A 15,870-nucleotide genomic window follows, 5' to 3' on the forward strand; every position below is an offset into this window, starting at 1 on the left:
CTCCGCGGTCAGCGCGACGTCAGGCGTCGGGGCCGGAGCCCGTCGACGCGCCGGTGGCGCGGATCGGCGTCAACCCTGTCACGGCCGGACCGCGGCTGAGCACGTGCCCCCGTGCGAAGGCGAGTCGCGTCCACCGGCCGGATGCCGTGACGCGCACGCTTTCGGCACCGGAGATGAAGCCGAAGGCGTGTGCGGCGAACGCGACCCCGCGCGGCAACCCGAGCAGTGCGTCATCCGGCTCGCCCCAGATCCGCGCGCGCAGGGTCCGTACCGCTTCCTCCCCCGCGCCCGCCGGGGTGCCGTGCGCGACCGCGGAGATGCCCCACTGGGCGCGCTCCGCCACGAGGTGCGCGTCGATCGAACCCACCGGCTCCCACCCGGCGCGCGGCGGAGCGATCCCGGCCCATGCCGGCGACAGGGCGGTCTCGGGAAGGCTCAGCTGTGCAGGGTCCTCCGTCTCGCCGAGCGTCTCGACGACGAGGTCGCAGCGCAGTTCGGGATCGGCGTGCACGATCCGCATCGCCAGGACGGTGGGGGTGTGATCGAACAGGCTCTGCGGGGCGAGCGCCGCCGCGGACAGGGCCAGCACACCGCCGGATGCCTGCAGGCGGACGCCCTCGGCGCCGGCCCTCGCGGCGCGGCCGGAGAAGGTCAGCACGTCGCGTGCGGTCTGCGGGTCGGCGAGCACGAGGGGTCTGGTCACTCCTCCTAAACTAGTCGGATGACCGCCGAGCAGAACGCCCGCCGATCCGTCGACAACCTTCTCGACGTGCTCAGCCTCGCCGCATCCGAGGCCCGCACCACCGAGGACATCTTCACCGGGGTGTCGCATCCGATGCCCACCGGCCGGGTCTACGGCGGTCAGGTGCTCGCCCAGTCGCTCATCGCCGCAGAGCGCACGCTGCCCGAGAACCGCATCGTGCACTCCATGCACGGCTACTTCCTGCGCCCCGGCGATGCCAGCCAGGGGATCACATTCGCCGTCGACCGCATCCACGACGGGCGCTCGTTCTCGACGCGCCGCTCCCAGGCGTACCAGGGCGGAGTGCCCATCTTCTCGATGATCGCCTCGTTCCAGGATCAGGATCCCGGGGTCGAGCACGCGCAGCCGATGCCCGAGGGGGTTCCCGCCCCGGAGGACGTCCCGTCGGACGACGAGTTGATCGGCTCGGTGCATCCGCTCACCGGGCGCCTTCTCGCGGAGCGTCCGGCCGATGTGCGGCACGTCAGCGGTCCGCTGTTCCTCGAGGTCGCGGGTGAGCGGGTACCGCAGCAGGCGGTCTGGATGCGGATGCGCGCTCCGATGCCCGATGACCCGGGTCTGCACCGCGCCGCACTCGCCTATCTGAGCGACATGACGATCCAGGAGTCGATCCTGCGCCGTCACGGCGTCACGTGGAGCACACCGGGGCTCAAGGTGGCGAGTCTGGACCACGCCATGTGGTGGCACCGCTTCGGCCGCGTCGACGAGTGGATGCTGTACGTGCAGGAATCGCCGAACGCCCGTGGCGGCCGTGGTCTCGGAGAGGGACGCATCTACAGCCGCGAGGGTGCGCTGCTCGCCAGCGTCGCTCAGGAGGTCATGGTGCGGGTGCCGGAGGGCGACGCGTCGGCCTGATCGCCGGGATCATCGCGGGCTCAGCGTCGGTGGTACGCGAGCGGCTCGCCCACGAGGGGCTCCCAGGCCGCACGCATCTCGGCGCTGAGCCGAACCGGGCGCCCCGTGGCGGCATCCACCAGCACGATCACGGTCGTCGCGCGGGCGTACAGCATCGGCTCGGCACTGCCCGGGTGGTCGTGCACCTCGTAGCAGACCTCGATGCTCGAGCCGCCGAGCTTGCCGAACCACAGCTGCACGTCGAGCGGGTGCCGCTGATACGGCACGGGTGCGAGGTATTCGATCTCCTGTCGGGCGATCAGCGTGAGCAGCCCGTGCGCGATCCCGGAGTCGAGCACGGCGGTGCTCGGCGCCTGCTCGCCGGGTGCCGGCTTCCAGAAGGCGCGCACGCGCGCCTCTTCGAGCAGCTTGAGCATCGACGTGTTGTTGACGTGATTGAACGCGTCGAGATCCCCCCAGCGCAGCTGGATGGGGATGTGCAGTCGCTCAGATGTCACGATCACAGCTCTCGTCCGGTGTTCGATCGACTCGCCGGCCCCACGCCCCCGTGGGGCGAGGGATCAGTCGCGCGTCAGCTTGCGATGGGTGGTGCGGTGCGGGCGCGCCGCCTCCGGACCCATGCGCTCGATCTTGTTCTTCTCGTACGCCTCGAAGTTGCCCTCGAACCAGTGCCACTGCGAGGGATTCTCATCGGTGCCCTCATAGGCGAGGATGTGGGTGGCGATGCGGTCCAGGAACCACCGGTCGTGGGTGATCACCACCGCGCACCCGGGGAACTCGAGCAGCGCGTTCTCGAGCGAGCTCAGCGTCTCGACGTCGAGATCGTTGGTCGGCTCGTCGAGGAGCAGCAGGTTGCCACCCTCCTTGAGCGTGAGCGCGAGGTTCAGCCGGTTGCGCTCACCGCCGGAGAGCACGCCGGCCTTCTTCTGCTGATCGGGTCCCTTGAAGCCGAACTTCGACACGTAGGCCCGCGAGGGGATCTCGATCTTGCCGACCGTGATGTAGTCGAGCCCGTCGGAGACGACCTCCCACAGGGTCTTGTCGGCGTCGATGCTGGCCCGCGACTGGTCGACGTAGCTGATCTTGACCGTCTCGCCGATCTTCAGGTCTCCCCCGTCGAGCGGCTCGAGACCCACGATCGTCTTGAACAGGGTGGTCTTGCCGACGCCGTTCGGTCCGATCACCCCGACGATCCCGTTCGGCGGCAGGCTGAAGCTCAGGCCGTCGATGAGCATGCGCTCACCGAAGCCCTTCTCCAGGTTCTTCGCCTCGATCACCACACTGCCCAGGCGCGGGCCGGCGGGGATCTGGATCTCCTCGAAGTCGAGCTTCCTGGTGCGCTCGGCCTCGGCAGCCATCTCCTCGTAGCGGGCCAGGCGCGCCTTCGACTTCGTCTGACGGCCCTTGGCGCTGGAGCGGACCCACTCGAGCTCGTCCTTGAGCCGTTTGGCGAGCTTGGCGTCCTTCTTGCCCTGGATGTCGAGTCGCTCGGCCTTCTTCTCCAGGTAGGTCGAGTAGTTGCCCTCGTAGCCGATGAGGCGTCCCCGGTCGACCTCGGCGATCCACTCCGCGACGTTGTCGAGGAAGTACCGGTCGTGGGTGATGGCGATGACCGCGCCCTTGTAATCCTTCAGGTGCTGCTCGAGCCACAGCACGCTCTCGGCATCGAGGTGGTTGGTCGGCTCGTCGAGAAGCAGCAGATCGGGCTTCTGCAGCAGCAGCTTCGCCAGGGCGACGCGACGCTTCTCACCGCCGGACAGCGGTCCGATGAGGGCATCCGCCGGCGGGGTGCGCAGCGCGTCCATGGCCTGCTCGAGCTGGGAGTCGAGATCCCAGCCGTCTGCGGCATCGATCTCCTCCTGCAGAACGCCCATCTCGGCGAGCAGGGAGTCGAAGTCGGCGTCCGGGTCGGCCATCAGCGCCGAGATCTCGTTGAACCGGTCGACCTTGGCCTTGATGGCCACGCCGTCCTGGATGTTCTCGAGCACGGTCTTCGACTCGTCGAGCTCGGGCTCCTGCATGAGGATGCCGACCGAGAAGCCTGGCGTCAGCTTGGCCTCACCGTTGGACGGCTGGTCGAGGCCGGCCATGATCTTCAGGATCGTCGACTTACCTGCGCCGTTCGGGCCCACCATGCCGATCTTCGCGCCCGGGAGGAACGCCATGGTGACGTCGTCGAGAATGAGCTTGTCACCCACGGCCTTGCGGGCTCGCACCATGGAATAGATGTACTCGGCCACGAAACGGCGCTCCTTCTGTCGGCGGGCAACGGGAACGGAACCAGGGGGAACCGACTCACCAGCCTACCCGCCTTCATTCCCCGGTCAGCCCGGGCAGGGGGCTGGACGGTTCGAACGCTGCGCGCGAACCACCGGTCCCCGGCTGCGGATCCTGTCAGGCGGTCTCGTCGACCTTCGCCGTGCGACGGCGCGCGGCGGGCGCGCGTCGCGACCAGAAACCCGCCAGGAGCGAGCCCGAGACGTTGTGCCAGACCGAGAAGATCGCGGCCGGCAGCGCGGCTTCGGGACTGAAGTGCGTGCGGGCGAGGCCCGCCGCCAGACCGGAGTTCTGCATGCCCACCTCGATGCTCACGGCGCGGCGGGACGACTCGTCCAGGCCCACGGCGCGCGCAGCGCCGTAGCCGAGCAGCAGGCCGACGCCGTTGAGCGCGATGACGATCGCGAAGATCAGCAGTCCGGAGCTGAGGATGGTGGCCGCGCTGCCCGCGACGACGGCGAGGACCACGAGGGTGATGCCGACGACCGAGACGAGCGGCATCCACTCGACGAGCACCTCGACGACGCGCGGGAGGAAACGACGCAGCAGCAGGCCGACGCCGATCGGGATGAGCACGATCTGGACGATCGAGAGGAACAGCCCCGGCGCGTCCACGGGAAGGTAGGAGCCCGCGAGGAAGAGGACGAGCAGCGGGGTGAGGATGGGGGCCAGCAGGGTGGAGACGGTCGTCATCGCGACCGACAGGGCGACGTCCCCCCTCGCCAGATACGTCATGACGTTGGAAGCGGTGCCGCCCGGCGCCGCGGCCACCAGGATCACGCCCACGGCGATCGCCGGGTCGAGCTGCAGGAGCGTCACGAGCAGCCATCCGGTCGCCGGCATGACGATGTACTGCGCCAGCACGCCGATCAGCAACGCGACCGGTCGCTTGGCGACGATCGCGAAGTCCGATCCGCGCAGAGTCATACCCATGCCGAGCATGATGATCATCAGCAGCGGGTTGATCCAGGGCCCCAGAACAAGGAACGGTCCGGGCAGGAAGACGGCGACGGCACCTGCCGCGAGCACGATGAGCGGGAACCAGGCTCCGGCGATCCTTCCGATGCGTGCGGCGGTGGTCTCAGGGTGCGGCGTCGCTTCTTCGGTCTTCACCCCGACAGACTAACGACCACTGCTCCCCTGCCTGTGCATCATGACATCGCCGCTGCGCGCGCCTGAATGTCGGTGATCCGGCGGACAGGTCGATCACCAGTCGATCGGACGGGTGTCTCCGATGAGGCAGCGACCCTCCGCGAGCTGCGGCATCACGGCGGTCACCGGTTCGCCGGTCGAAGGGCCGGTCTGACCGATGAGGCACTGCCCGTCACGCCACGCGACGGAGAACTGGATGCTCTCCGCCGGGTTCCCGACCGTGGAGCGGTCGGCGGTGAGCTGCATGCGCTCCCTGTCGAATCCGGCTGCGGTCAGCGCGTCGATGTAGGCGCGCCCCGCGTCGCGCTCGGCCGAGGCCCAGACTTCGTCGATCACTGCCGAGAACAGCGGCTCGTTGTCTTCTGCACTCCCCTCAGGATGCAACGCCGGCGCCGGCGCGGGCTCCGGTTCGGCCGCCGGTGTGCTCGCATCCGCGGACGGCGTCGGCGACGTGACGTCCGTCGGCTCCGAGGTGCAGCCGACCAACGCTGCCGCAAGCGTCGACAAGACGAAGCCGGCGATGGCTGCCCTCGGCAGGAAGTACGCAGGGCGCGCGGCGGAGTCGGCGATTCCTCGGGTCACGCTCAGCAGTCTAGAAGGCCGCCGCCGGGCATCCGATCTCCGCCGCGCGCTCGCTCACGCCGACGCGTACGAGGCATCCGACTCCTGGTCGGTGTCCTCGGGGATCACGTCCAGTCCGGCCTCCCCCCACGCCGCCCGCTCGTCGGATGTCGGATCCTCGTCGAAACCGCGGTGATCCTGCGGGTCCGGCGCCGTGTCGTCCGCCGACGATCCGTCGTCGGACGACGGCCGAGGGACACCGGCGACCGCCGCGTCCAGCGCCGTCGCGCGCGGAGCGCGCATGAAGTTGCTCGTGCCCCACCGCAGGTCGTGTCCGATCGAATCGGCGACGAGATCGGCGCTGAAGCCGCGTTTGCCGTTGCTCTCCCACTCGCGCAGCTTCAGGGTGCCCGTGACGATCACCGCATCTCCGCTGCGCAACGACGCCTTGGCGTGATCGGCCAGCTGACGAAACGCCGACACGGCGTACCAGTTCGTGCCGCCGTCGACCCAGCTTCCGGTGCGCCGGTCCCAATAACCCGAGCTCGACGCCACGCGCAAGTGCACGACGGAGACGCCTCCGGGGGTCGTGCTCTTCACAGGGTCGCCGCCGATGTTGCCGCGGATCGTCACCGTGTCGTTCATGGTCGTACTCCTCTGTACCCCGGGGCGATGCCCGGCTGAGTACAGCGTGCCCATGCCCCGCCGACGGCCGACGACCGATTCCCGAGAACGGTGGAGAACTCGCCGGAACGGCCGGACGTGCAGAAGGAGTCGGTTCAGACCAAGTACTCGGCGAAGCGCGCCCGCACCTTGTTGACCTTCGGCACAGCCACAGCCAGACAGTATCCCTGCGTCGGGTTCTTCGCGAAGAAGTCCTGGTGATAGTCCTCCGCCTCGTAGAACTCCCCCAACGGCTCCATGGTGGTCACGGGTTCGCCGTCCCAGATCTCGGCGGCGCGCTCCCTGGCTGCCTCGAAGACCTCGCGCTGCCTGTCGTCCGCGGGGAACATGGCACTGCGGTACTGCGTGCCGACGTCGTTGCCCTGCCGGTTCAGCTGCCGTGGGTCGTGCATGGTGAAGAACGCGTCCAAAATGACATCCGCCGGGATCTCATCGGGATCGAACGTCACCGCGACCGCCTCTGCGTGGCCGGTCGCACCGGTGCACACCTGCTCATAACTGGGATGCACGGCGGTGCCACCGGTGTATCCGGAGACGACGGAGGCGACGCCGCGGAGCGGGCGATAGGCGGCATCCAGGCACCAGAAGCAGCCGCCGGCGAGCACGAAGGTTTCCATGCCGTCAACGCTACGCGCTCTGCGGCCGCGCAGCGTCGCGGCGACGTCAGTGCACGAACAGCAGCAGCGCGGCGACGCCGACGAAGAGCACGCCGAACACCTTGTTCAGCACCCGCTGACCCCGTGCGGTCTGCGTGATCCGCCGGAACGGCTTGGCCGCGGCGGCGAAGAAGAACCACATCACGAGCACGTCGACCGCGATCACCGTGGCGATCAGGATCAGGTACTGCGGAAGCGGGTCGCGATCGAGACGCACGAACTGGGGAACGAACGCCAGGAAGAAGACGATGGCCTTCGGGTTGAGCAGGTTCACCCAGAACCCTCGCCGGAAGATCGACCAGGCGGGCTCCCGACGGCGCGACGCGTCCGCCTCGTCCATCGGCTGCGGTGTGCTGAGCAGCATCCGGATGCCGAGGTAGACGAGATACGCGGCCCCGAGATAGCGGATCGTCTCGAACAGGATCGGAGACCGTGCCACGAGCAGCCCCACGCCGGCGGCCACGATCACCACATGCACGACGAGCGCGGCCTGCTGGCCGAGGACGCCCCAGAGCGAACGCCGCCAGCCCTGGTTGAGGGCATTGCTCATCGTGTTGATCGCGCCCGCCCCGGGTGTGAGGCTGATCACCACGCACGCCGCGAGCAGCGAGAGCCATACCGTCCAGGTCACCAGCACAGTGTAGGGGCGGGCGGAGAGACCTCCGCGCGCGATGTCGGTTGCGCCGCCTACGGTGACCTTCATGATCACCGTGCCGCCGTTCCCCGCCTGGCTCACGCGCGTGGGCGTCTTCGACCTCGAGACGACCGGCGTCGACGTGACACGGGATCGGATCGTGACGGCGCACATCGGCGTGCTGGACGTGCACGGCCGCGAGATCGCCGCCCGTGACTGGCTGGCCGACCCCGGCGTGCCGATCCCCGACGGGGCTGCCGCGGTGCACGGCATCACGACCGAGCACGCGCGTGCACACGGCCGGCCGGCCGGTGAGGTGGTCACCGAGGTCACGCACGCCCTGCGCACCCTGTTCGCTCAGGGGCTGCCGATCGTCGCGTACAACGCGTCCTACGACTTCTCCCTGCTCGCGCACGAGGCCGAGCGGCACGGCATTCCCGTGCTGACGCAGCCGTCGCCCGTCATCGATCCGCTCGTGTTGGACAAGGCGTATGACCGGTTCCGGCGCGGCAAGCGGACGCTGGCCGTGGTCGCCGAGCATTATGCGGTGCCTCTGGACGATGCGCATGAGGCGGCGGCGGATGCCATCGCGGCCGGCCGGGTCGCGCTGGCTCTCGCTCAGGAGTTCACGCTCCCCCGCTCGGCCGCTGAACTGCACACGCAGCAGATCGGCTGGGCCCGCGACCAGGCGGCGGGCCTCACCGAGTACTTCATCAGGATCGGCCGGCTCGATCCCGATGACTCCCTCGACGGCACCTGGCCGGTGCGCGAGCGGTGATCGGGCCGAACACACGAATGCGCGAGCCGACGCCGGCGGCGTAATCTGCTGGCATGGATGGCCTCATCGACGTGGTGATGGGATGGGGCACCATCGTGCTCGTGATCGTCGTGCCGATCGTGCTGGGTGGGGCCGGGATCGCCGTGCTGCTGACATCCAGGCCTCTCGAGCAGAGGTACTCCTCCTCCGGCGGAGGGCTCGCCGGGGGATTCGCGAACGGCTTGGAAGCCGCGTTCTCGCCCAGCGCGCACGAGGCCGGAGTCGAGCGCGACCGGCAGACCAGGCGCACCGCCCCCGCGCCGACGCCTGGCGATCCGCCGTGGGAGATCGACGGCGACCGCATCCGCATCGAGGTGTGACGGGCGCGCCTCGCATGCGAAGACCCCCGCCTCGGTGAGGAGACGGGGGCCTTGGCGGGCGGCTTACTTGGAGGAGCCGAAGTTCTTGAAGCGCTGGTTGAACTTCTCGACGCGACCGGCCGAGTCCATGATGCGCTGCTTGCCCGTGTAGAACGGGTGCGAGGCCGAGGAGATCTCGACGTCGACGACGGGGTACTCGACGCCGTCCAGCTCGACCGTCTTGTCGCTGGTGACGGTGGAACGGGTGAGGAAGGTCTCGCCGGAGCCGAGGTCACGGAACACGACGGCCTGGTAGTCGGGGTGAATGTCAGTCTTCATGCGGAATCCTTGGATCGCGGAGGGTGTACTACGGAGAAGTCGAAGGGTGCACACGCACCAAGGGACGATCTTATCAGATGCCGGCCGTCACGCGGCACGCGCGGCGTAGCGGCCGCCGTCGGCGGTCAGCACGATCGGCATCCCGAACGCCGTGCTCAGGTTCTCGGCCGTGAGCGTCTCGGCGATCGGCCCGGCCGCCACCACGCCGCCCTCGCGCAGCAGCAGCACGTGCGTGAAGCCGACCGGGATCTCCTCGACGTGGTGCGTGACCATGACCATCGCCGGCGTCGTCGGCGATGCGGCGTAGCCGCCCAGCAGCTGCAGGAGCTCCTCGCGCGCGCCGAGGTCGAGACTCGCGGTCGGCTCGTCGAGCAGCAGCAGCTCCGGGTCGGTCATCACCGCGCGGGCGATCTGCACGCGCTTCTGCTCGCCGTCGCTGAGCGTGCCGAACAGACGCCCGGCGAGGTGCTCGAGCTTCCACTCGGCGAGCACGCGCTGCGCCCGGCGCTCGTCGATGCCCTCGTACGATTCGTTCCACCGGCCGAGCACCGAGAACGCCGCGGTCATGACCGTATTCAGAACCGTCTCATCGCGCGGGATCCGCCGCGCCATGGCCGAGGAGGCGAATCCGATCCGCGGGCGGATCTCGAACACGTCGGTGCGGCCCAGCATCTCGCCCAGGATCTCGACGGTGCCCGCGGTGGGATGCATCAGGGTGTCGGCCAGCTGAAGCAGCGTCGTCTTGCCCGCGCCGTTCGGTCCGAGGATGACCCATCGCTGGTCATCGGAGACCTGCCAGGTCACGTGATCGACGATGTTGCGTCCGTCACGACGCACGACGACATCGGTGAGTTCCAGAGCGCTCGGCATGCCGCCAGCCTATCGGCTCAGAGGGCGAGCTCCTCGTAGAGGGCGCGCGTGGTGTCGGCGATCGCCCCCCAGCTGAAGTCGCTGCGGGCGCGCTCACGGCCGGCGGCCCCGTACTGCGCGGCGCGCTCCGGATCGCTCACGACCTCGGTGAGCGTCGCCGCGAGGTCGCTGACGAACCGGTCGGGATCGACCGGGGTGCCTGTGCCGTCCTGCACCTGCTCGATGGGCACGAGCCGGCCGGTGATGCCGTCGGCGACGACCTCGGGGATGCCGCCCGTCGCGGTGCCCACGACCGCGGCACCACAGGCCATCGCTTCGAGGTTCACGATGCCGAGCGGCTCGTACACCGACGGACACACGAACGTGGTCGCGGCGGCGAGGATCGCGGACAGCTCGCCACGCGGCAGCATCCGCTCGATCCAGACCACTCCGTTCCTGCTCTGCTGCAGCAGCCGCACCAACTCCTGCACCTCCGCCATGATCTCGGGCGTGTCCGGTGCTCCGGCGCACAGCACGAGTTGCACGTCCGGCGGCAGCAGCTGGGCCGCGCGCAGCAGGTAGGGCAGCCCCTTCTGCCGTGTGATGCGGCCGACGAACACGACCGAGGGGCGCGCCGGATCCATGCCGATGCTCTGCAGGAACTCCGGATTCTGCACGGGACGCCACCGCTCGACGTCGATGCCGTTGTGGATCACCCGCACGCGCTGCGGGTCCACCTGCGCGTAGCTGCGCAGGATGTCGTGCCGCATCCCGGCGCTGACGGCGACGATCGCCGCGGCGTTCTCGTACGCGAGCCGCTCGATTCCGCTCGAGACCGCGTAGCCTCCGCCCAGCTGCTCGGCCTTCCATGGGCGCAGCGGCTCGAGGCTGTGCGCGGTGAGCACGTGCGGGATGCCGTGCAGCTGCGACGCCAGGTGCCCGGCGAAGTTCGCGTACCAGGTGTGGCTGTGCACCACGTCGGCGCCGGCGATGTCCTCGACCATCACAAGGTCGGTGCCGAGCGTCTGCAGTGCGGCGTTCGCGGCGACGAGGTCGGCCGGCGTCCGGTAGGCGGATGTGCCGGGTTCGGCTCGGTCGGCGCCGAAGGCGCGCACCCGCACGTCGATGCTGCGGCGCAGCGCCGAGACCAGCTCGGCGACATGCACGCCGGCGCCGCCGTAGATCTCCGGTGGGTACTCCTTGGTGATGATGTCGACGCGCATGACTGCACGCTAGTACATCGTCCGCTCGGCCCTCTATGGTGGTTGCATGTCGGCACCTAAGAAGGTTTTCGGGATCATCCTCGCCGGCGGCGAGGGCAAGCGTCTGATGCCTCTCACGGCGGATCGAGCGAAACCCGCGGTGCCTTTCGGAGGCCAGTACCGGCTGATCGACTTCGCCATCTCCAACCTGATCAACTCGGGTCTGCAGCAGATCGTGGTGCTCACGCAGTACAAGTCCCACAGCCTCGACCGGCACGTCTCGCAGACCTGGCGGATGGCGTCGGTGCTCGATTCCTATGTGGCCTCGGTGCCCGCGCAGCAGCGCCTCGGCAAGCGCTGGTTCTCGGGCTCCGCCGACGCCATCCTGCAGAGCATGAACCTCATCATCGACGAGCAGCCCGACATCGTCGTCGTCATCGGCGCCGACCACGTGTACCGGATGGACTTCCAGCAGATGGTCGACGCGCACATCGCGTCCGGCGCGAAGGCCACGGTGGCCGGCATCCGCCAGCCGCTCGCGCTGGCCTCGCAGTTCGGAGTCATCGACGCGGATGCCGAGACGGGACGCATCCGGGATTTCCTGGAGAAGCCGACGAACCCGACGGGCCTGGCCGACTCGCCGAATGAGGTGCTCGTGTCGATGGGCAACTACGTGTTCGACACCGACGCGCTCGTCGCCGCTGTGGAGGCCGATGGGGAGTCGGCGGTCTCGGGCCACGACATGGGCGGCGACATCGTCCCCTACTTCGTGGACAGGGGCGAAGCCGCCTACTACGACATGAAGCAGAACGTCGTGCCGGGATCCTCGCCGCGCGACCGCTCGTACTGGCGCGATGTCGGAACCATCGACTCGTACTTCGACGCGCACATGGATCTGATCTCCACGCTCCCGGTGTTCAACCTGTACAACAAGGACTGGCCGATCCGCACGCAGAGCGTGAACGCCCCTCCGGCGAAGTTCGTCCGCGACGCGGTCGGACGCATCGGCAACGCGATCGACTCGATCGTCTCCCTGGGCTCCGTGCTCTCCGGCACGCATCTCGAGCGCAGCGTGGTGGGGCCCGGGACGCTCGCGGCGGGAGGATCGACGATCACGGATGCCGTGCTGCTCGATCACGTGCACGTCGGCGCGGGCGCGCGCGTGCACCGGGCCGTGCTCGACAAGAACGTGACCCTCGAGGACGGCGCCACGGTGGGCGTCGATCGGGAACGGGATGTGGAGCGCGGGTTCACCGTGACCGACTCCGGCATCACCGTCGTGGGCAAGGGCATCCACATCCCCCGCTGATCCCCCGGCCGAGCTCGGGGCGACCCTCGAACACCGCTACGCTCGTCGGGTGACCGCTGCGCGCTTCCTCGTCGTCCTCGATGCCGATTCCACGCTCATCCGGAACGAGGTGATCGAGCTGCTCGCCGACGAGGCCGGTCGCCGCGCCGAGGTGCAGGCCGCGACCGAGGCTGCGATGCGCGGCGAGGTCGACTTCGCCGCCAGCCTGCGCTCCCGCGTCGCCGCGCTCGAAGGCGTGCCCTTGTCGGCGTACGAGAGGGTGATCTCCCGCATCGAGCCGACGCAGGGGGTGCACGAGCTCATCGCCGCCGTGCACGACCGTGGCGGTGTCGTCGGCGTGGTCTCGGGTGGATTCCACGAGATCCTCGACCATGTCGCTCCCGGCCTCGGCGTGGATCGCTGGCGGGCGAACCGTCTCGACGTGTCGGCCGATGCGCTGGCGGGCACGGTGGACGGCGAGATCGTCGATGCCGCCGTGAAGGCCGCGACGCTCGCGCAGTGGGCGGACGAGCTCGGCGTCTCGCGGCGCGCGACGATCGCGATCGGCGACGGCGCGAACGACCTGACGATGATGGCGGTGGCAGGGCTCGGGGTGGCGTTCAACGCCAAGCCCGCCGTCCGGGCCGCGGCCGCGCTGGTCGTCGGCCCGCAGGACCTTTCCGAAGTCATTCCGCTGCTGCCGTGACGGGCTGATTCCTCTCTCGATGTCCGAGGCATCGGATACGGTCAGCGCCATGGACATCATCCTCGTTCCCGGACTGTGGCTCGACGCGGATTCCTGGCGGGAGGTGATCCCTCTCCTCGAGGACGCCGGTCATCACACCCTGCCGCTGACGATGCCCGGCGTGGGCGTTCCGGCACCGGAGTCGTCGGCAGTGGGCATGTCGGACTGGGTCGAGGCCGTCGTCGCGACGATCGATGACGCAGAAGGTCCCGTGGTGCTCGTGGGGCATTCCGGCGGCGGGAACGTCGTCTGGGGCGCGGCCGATGCCCGGGCGGACAGAGTGGACCGCGTGATCCTCATCGACACCGTCCCGCCGCCGCCCGGTCAAGGGATCGGCGAGTTCGATGTCATCGACGGCGTCGTGCCGTTCCCCGGGTGGGAGCACTTCCCCGACGAGGACGTGCACGACCTGGCGCCGGCCGTCCGCGCGCGCACCGCGCCGCTGACGCTCAGCGTGCCGGCCGCCGTTCCGAACGATCCCATCGTGCTCGGCGATCAGGGTGCGCGCTTCGCCGTTCCGGTCACGCTGCTGATGGGCGGAATCGATCAGGCGGCCTTCGACTCGATGATCGGCCAGTGGGGCCCGTTCGCCGACGAGTACCGTGCGATCGCCGACGCCGAAGTCGTCAGGATCGGTTCCGGGCACTGGCCGCAGTTCTCGGCCCCGGCCCGGCTGGCGGCCCTCCTCCTCGCGGCGGTGTCGCGCTGAGCTCAGTGCCCCATGCCGAGCCCGCCGTCGACGGGGATGACGGCGCCGGAGATGTACCCGGCGTCATCACCGGCGAGCCACGTCACCACACCGGCGACCTCGTCGGCCGTCGCGAACCGGCCCGCGGGAATGCTCGCCCGGTACTGCTTCTGCGTCTCCTCGGGAAGCTCGGCGGTCATGTCGGTCTCGATGAAGCCGGGCGCGACGACGTTCGCGGTGATCCCCCGACCGCCCAGCTCGCGTGTCAGCGAGCGTGCGAAGCCCACCAGAGCGCTCTTCGACGCCGCGTAGTTGACCTGACCCGCTGAGCCGTAGAGGCCCACCACGCTGGAGATGAGGATGACGCGGCCGAACCGGGCGCGCAGCATCCCCTTCGACGCCCGCTTGACGACGCGGAACGCGCCGCCGAGGTTGGTGGCGACGACGCTGTCGAAATCGTCCTCGCTCATGCGCATGAGAAGGGTGTCCTTGGTGATGCCGGCGTTCGCGACCACGATCTCGACAGGACCGAGCTGCTGCTCGACCTCGGTGAACGCGGCATCCACGGACGCGGCATCCGTCACGTCGGCGCGCACCGTCAGCGTGCCCTCCGGCCCCTCACCGGTGCGAGCCGTCACCGCGACGCGGTAGCCGTCGCGCACGAAGCGCTCCGCGATCGCGCGGCCGATGCCGCGGTTTCCACCGGTGACGAGAACGACGCGCTCAGCGCTCATGGAAGGCTCCTGCCTGTCGGAACGGACGCACGCCATCCTATCGACCGGCCTGAGCCGCTCGATCGCGGGCGCCGCACCAGCGGTGTTTGACAGCGGATCGCGCAGGCTGACAGCCTGACTCTGACGAAGGGGGAACCGTGAGCGACCAGCCCGAGCCACAGCACGATCAGAATCCGTCGACGTACCCGCCACCGGTGCCTCCCGCCCCCGCCTCGGCAGGCTACCCGGGTGCTGCGGTGACCCCGGCCGGCTACTCCGTCCCGCCCTACGCACCACCGCCCGCACCCGAGCCGTACAGGGGCCAGCAGCACCCTTCGGCACCGCAGTCGTACCCGCAGCCCTATCAACCGGGGCGACTGCACCAGCGGGGGCAGCCGTACCAGCCGCCTCAGCCGTACGCCGTCCATCCGGCGCAGCCCTACGCTCAACCGCGGCCCACCAGCGGCCTTGCCGTCGCCTCGCTGGTGTGCGGCCTGGCCGGCCTCGTGCTGTCGTGGCTGGTCTTTCCGATCCTCGCCTCCGTCGCCGCCGTGATCACCGGTCACATGGCGCTGAAGCAGACCGGTCAGCGGCCCGATCTCGCGGGCAGGGGCCTGGCGATCGCGGGTCTGATCCTCGGTTACGTGGGCGTCGGGTTCCTCGTGCTCGCAATGGCCGGAGGCCTGCTCGCGCTACTCACGACCGGAGTCGCCCTGCTGCCGTTCTTCTTCGTCTGACAGCCGCAGGAACGGCGTCCTCGAGGGCTCCGGGCGGCGTAGGCTTGAGACACTGTGAAACGCGCCAGACACGCCCCGGCTGTCACCTCCCTGCCGCAGGCCCCGAACGACGAGGCGAGCCATCGTGTGCGCCGTTACGCGCTCACGATGGGCATCCGCATGGTGTGCTTCCTGCTGATGTTCCTCGTGCAGCCGTACGACTGGTACACCTGGGTGTTCGCCGTGGCCGCGGCCGTTCTGCCCTACGTCGCCGTGGTGTTCGCGAATGCCGGCAGTGACAGCACCGACACCGCCGTCGAGTCGCCCTCCCGGCAGATCGAGGCGCCCCGAGCCGAACCGCTGACGGGCGACAACGCGGTGATCACCGTGCAGGAGAAGCGCGACCGGGATCGGCCCCGGGACGATGAGCGATGACGGGCGAGTTCGAATGCTCGCGCGCCGCGTGCCGTCGCACTGCGACCCATCACATCCTCTGGCGCAATCCCCGGATCCATCCCGAGGATCGGCGCAAGACCTGGCTGGCGTGCGATGAGCACGTCGACTTCCTCAGTGACTACCTGCGCGCCAGGGATTTTCCGGTGGATGTGCGAGAAGGGCTTCCGGAGTGAGGC

At 69.3% G+C, this 15,870-nt stretch carries 21 protein-coding genes; 9 read left to right on the plus strand and 12 right to left on the minus strand.

Going from position 1 to position 15,870, the window contains the following annotated elements; translation table 11 throughout:
* Positions 1-19: 19 nt before the first annotated feature.
* Entirely contained in the window at positions 20-703 is a 684-nt protein-coding gene (locus ACFWH5_RS10080) for a hypothetical protein (RefSeq protein WP_378834368.1), read from the minus strand.
* 18 nt (positions 704-721) lie between these two features.
* Here ACFWH5_RS10080 and ACFWH5_RS10085 point away from each other — a divergent pair, with 18 nt between their 5' ends.
* Positions 722-1,618 carry an acyl-CoA thioesterase gene (locus tag ACFWH5_RS10085; RefSeq protein ID WP_378834369.1) on the plus strand — a complete coding sequence of 299 codons (897 nt, stop codon included), beginning with the start codon at positions 722-724 and terminating at the stop codon, positions 1,616-1,618.
* 20 nt (positions 1,619-1,638) lie between these two features.
* Here the strand turns inward: ACFWH5_RS10085 and ACFWH5_RS10090 are convergent, their stop codons facing one another.
* The 7 genes from ACFWH5_RS10090 to ACFWH5_RS10120 form a co-directional block, all read right to left on the minus strand.
* On the minus strand, positions 1,639-2,115 hold the full coding sequence (locus tag ACFWH5_RS10090; RefSeq protein ID WP_378834370.1) for an acyl-CoA thioesterase: 477 nt from the start codon (positions 2,113-2,115) through the stop codon (positions 1,639-1,641).
* Between the two features lie 63 nt (positions 2,116-2,178).
* Entirely contained in the window at positions 2,179-3,858 is a 1,680-nt protein-coding gene (ettA, locus tag ACFWH5_RS10095) for an energy-dependent translational throttle protein EttA (RefSeq protein ID WP_378834371.1), read from the minus strand.
* Between the two features lie 154 nt (positions 3,859-4,012).
* Positions 4,013-5,008: a bile acid:sodium symporter family protein gene (locus ACFWH5_RS10100; protein WP_378834373.1), complete on the minus strand. Its 996-nt coding sequence runs from the start codon at positions 5,006-5,008 to the stop codon at positions 4,013-4,015.
* Positions 5,009-5,101: 93 nt separating this feature from the next.
* Positions 5,102-5,629: a DUF6993 domain-containing protein gene (locus ACFWH5_RS10105; RefSeq protein ID WP_378834374.1), complete on the minus strand. Its 528-nt coding sequence runs from the start codon at positions 5,627-5,629 to the stop codon at positions 5,102-5,104.
* Between the two features lie 54 nt (positions 5,630-5,683).
* Positions 5,684-6,253 (minus strand): single-stranded DNA-binding protein, encoded by a 570-nt coding sequence (locus ACFWH5_RS10110; RefSeq protein ID WP_378834375.1) that lies wholly within the window; start codon positions 6,251-6,253, stop codon positions 5,684-5,686.
* A gap of 134 nt (positions 6,254-6,387) precedes the next feature.
* The gene (gene msrA / locus ACFWH5_RS10115) at positions 6,388-6,909 is read right to left on the minus strand and encodes a peptide-methionine (S)-S-oxide reductase MsrA (RefSeq protein ID WP_378834376.1); all 522 of its coding nucleotides are present in this window, start codon (positions 6,907-6,909) and stop codon (positions 6,388-6,390) included.
* Between the two features lie 46 nt (positions 6,910-6,955).
* Positions 6,956-7,579, minus strand: a complete 624-nt coding sequence (locus tag ACFWH5_RS10120; protein ID WP_378834377.1) for a LysE family translocator — start codon at positions 7,577-7,579, stop codon at positions 6,956-6,958.
* Positions 7,580-7,649: 70 nt separating this feature from the next.
* Here ACFWH5_RS10120 and ACFWH5_RS10125 point away from each other — a divergent pair, with 70 nt between their 5' ends.
* A complete protein-coding gene (locus tag ACFWH5_RS10125) occupies positions 7,650-8,360 on the plus strand; it encodes an exonuclease domain-containing protein (protein WP_378834378.1) in 711 nt (236 codons plus the stop codon).
* Positions 8,361-8,413: 53 nt separating this feature from the next.
* Positions 8,414-8,719 (plus strand): hypothetical protein, encoded by a 306-nt coding sequence (locus ACFWH5_RS10130; RefSeq protein WP_378834379.1) that lies wholly within the window; start codon positions 8,414-8,416, stop codon positions 8,717-8,719.
* 63 nt (positions 8,720-8,782) lie between these two features.
* Here ACFWH5_RS10130 and ACFWH5_RS10135 read toward each other — a convergent pair whose 3' ends face one another.
* The 3 genes from ACFWH5_RS10135 to glgA all read right to left on the minus strand — a co-directional run bounded on the left by ACFWH5_RS10135 (position 8,783) and on the right by glgA (position 11,109).
* On the minus strand, positions 8,783-9,037 hold the full coding sequence (locus ACFWH5_RS10135; RefSeq protein WP_378834380.1) for a type B 50S ribosomal protein L31: 255 nt from the start codon (positions 9,035-9,037) through the stop codon (positions 8,783-8,785).
* An 87-nt stretch (positions 9,038-9,124) separates the two neighbouring features.
* Entirely contained in the window at positions 9,125-9,907 is a 783-nt protein-coding gene (locus ACFWH5_RS10140) for an ABC transporter ATP-binding protein (RefSeq protein ID WP_378834382.1), read from the minus strand.
* Positions 9,908-9,924: 17 nt separating this feature from the next.
* Complete coding sequence (glgA, locus tag ACFWH5_RS10145) at positions 9,925-11,109, minus strand: glycogen synthase (protein ID WP_378834383.1); 1,185 nt, start codon at positions 11,107-11,109, stop codon at positions 9,925-9,927.
* Between the two features lie 46 nt (positions 11,110-11,155).
* Here glgA and ACFWH5_RS10150 point away from each other — a divergent pair, with 46 nt between their 5' ends.
* Genes ACFWH5_RS10150 through ACFWH5_RS10160 form a run of 3 tightly spaced genes read left to right on the plus strand, consistent with a single transcriptional unit; the run spans position 11,156 to position 13,830 of the window.
* Positions 11,156-12,397, plus strand: a complete 1,242-nt coding sequence (locus ACFWH5_RS10150) for a glucose-1-phosphate adenylyltransferase (protein ID WP_378834385.1) — start codon at positions 11,156-11,158, stop codon at positions 12,395-12,397.
* Positions 12,398-12,446: 49 nt separating this feature from the next.
* Positions 12,447-13,082 (plus strand): phosphoserine phosphatase SerB, encoded by a 636-nt coding sequence (gene serB / locus ACFWH5_RS10155; RefSeq protein WP_378834386.1) that lies wholly within the window; start codon positions 12,447-12,449, stop codon positions 13,080-13,082.
* Between the two features lie 49 nt (positions 13,083-13,131).
* On the plus strand, positions 13,132-13,830 hold the full coding sequence (locus tag ACFWH5_RS10160; RefSeq protein WP_378834387.1) for an alpha/beta fold hydrolase: 699 nt from the start codon (positions 13,132-13,134) through the stop codon (positions 13,828-13,830).
* A gap of 2 nt (positions 13,831-13,832) precedes the next feature.
* On the opposite strand, the gene fabG is transcribed toward ACFWH5_RS10160, so the two are convergent.
* On the minus strand, positions 13,833-14,543 hold the full coding sequence (gene fabG, locus ACFWH5_RS10165) for a 3-oxoacyl-ACP reductase FabG (protein ID WP_378834389.1): 711 nt from the start codon (positions 14,541-14,543) through the stop codon (positions 13,833-13,835).
* A gap of 137 nt (positions 14,544-14,680) precedes the next feature.
* Between fabG and ACFWH5_RS10170 the strand changes: the two genes are divergently transcribed.
* From ACFWH5_RS10170 to ACFWH5_RS10180, 3 genes are read left to right on the plus strand one after another with little or no spacing between them, the layout of a single operon-like run.
* On the plus strand, positions 14,681-15,259 hold the full coding sequence (locus ACFWH5_RS10170) for a DUF4190 domain-containing protein (protein ID WP_378834390.1): 579 nt from the start codon (positions 14,681-14,683) through the stop codon (positions 15,257-15,259).
* 54 nt (positions 15,260-15,313) lie between these two features.
* Positions 15,314-15,673 (plus strand): DUF3099 domain-containing protein, encoded by a 360-nt coding sequence (locus ACFWH5_RS10175; protein ID WP_378834391.1) that lies wholly within the window; start codon positions 15,314-15,316, stop codon positions 15,671-15,673.
* The gene (locus ACFWH5_RS10180; RefSeq protein ID WP_378834393.1) at positions 15,670-15,867 is read left to right on the plus strand and encodes a hypothetical protein; all 198 of its coding nucleotides are present in this window, start codon (positions 15,670-15,672) and stop codon (positions 15,865-15,867) included. The genes ACFWH5_RS10175 and ACFWH5_RS10180 overlap by 4 nt, the downstream gene beginning before the upstream one ends.
* The last annotated feature ends 3 nt before the right edge of the window (positions 15,868-15,870 follow it).

The sequence above is a fragment of the Microbacterium sp. NPDC058345 genome (assembly GCF_042723855.1).
Lineage (GTDB): Bacteria > Actinomycetota > Actinomycetes > Actinomycetales > Microbacteriaceae > Microbacterium.

Excerpts from the sequence above, each read along its gene's own strand:
- ACFWH5_RS10150 (WP_378834385.1), top strand. The coding sequence starts at position 11,156 with ATGTCGGCACCTAAGAAGGTTTTCGGGATCATCCTCGCCGGCGGCGAG.
- glgA (WP_378834383.1), bottom strand. The coding sequence starts at position 11,109 with ATGCGCGTCGACATCATCACCAAGGAGTACCCACCGGAGATCTACGGC.
- ACFWH5_RS10135 (WP_378834380.1), bottom strand. The coding sequence starts at position 9,037 with ATGAAGACTGACATTCACCCCGACTACCAGGCCGTCGTGTTCCGTGAC.
- ACFWH5_RS10130 (WP_378834379.1), top strand. The coding sequence starts at position 8,414 with ATGGATGGCCTCATCGACGTGGTGATGGGATGGGGCACCATCGTGCTC.
- ACFWH5_RS10110 (WP_378834375.1), bottom strand. The coding sequence starts at position 6,253 with ATGAACGACACGGTGACGATCCGCGGCAACATCGGCGGCGACCCTGTG.
- ACFWH5_RS10160 (WP_378834387.1), top strand. The coding sequence starts at position 13,132 with ATGGACATCATCCTCGTTCCCGGACTGTGGCTCGACGCGGATTCCTGG.
- ACFWH5_RS10085 (WP_378834369.1), top strand. The coding sequence starts at position 722 with ATGACCGCCGAGCAGAACGCCCGCCGATCCGTCGACAACCTTCTCGAC.
- ACFWH5_RS10180 (WP_378834393.1), top strand. The coding sequence starts at position 15,670 with ATGACGGGCGAGTTCGAATGCTCGCGCGCCGCGTGCCGTCGCACTGCG.
- fabG (WP_378834389.1), bottom strand. The coding sequence starts at position 14,543 with ATGAGCGCTGAGCGCGTCGTTCTCGTCACCGGTGGAAACCGCGGCATC.
- msrA (WP_378834376.1), bottom strand. The coding sequence starts at position 6,909 with ATGGAAACCTTCGTGCTCGCCGGCGGCTGCTTCTGGTGCCTGGATGCC.
- ACFWH5_RS10125 (WP_378834378.1), top strand. The coding sequence starts at position 7,650 with ATGATCACCGTGCCGCCGTTCCCCGCCTGGCTCACGCGCGTGGGCGTC.
- ACFWH5_RS10140 (WP_378834382.1), bottom strand. The coding sequence starts at position 9,907 with ATGCCGAGCGCTCTGGAACTCACCGATGTCGTCGTGCGTCGTGACGGA.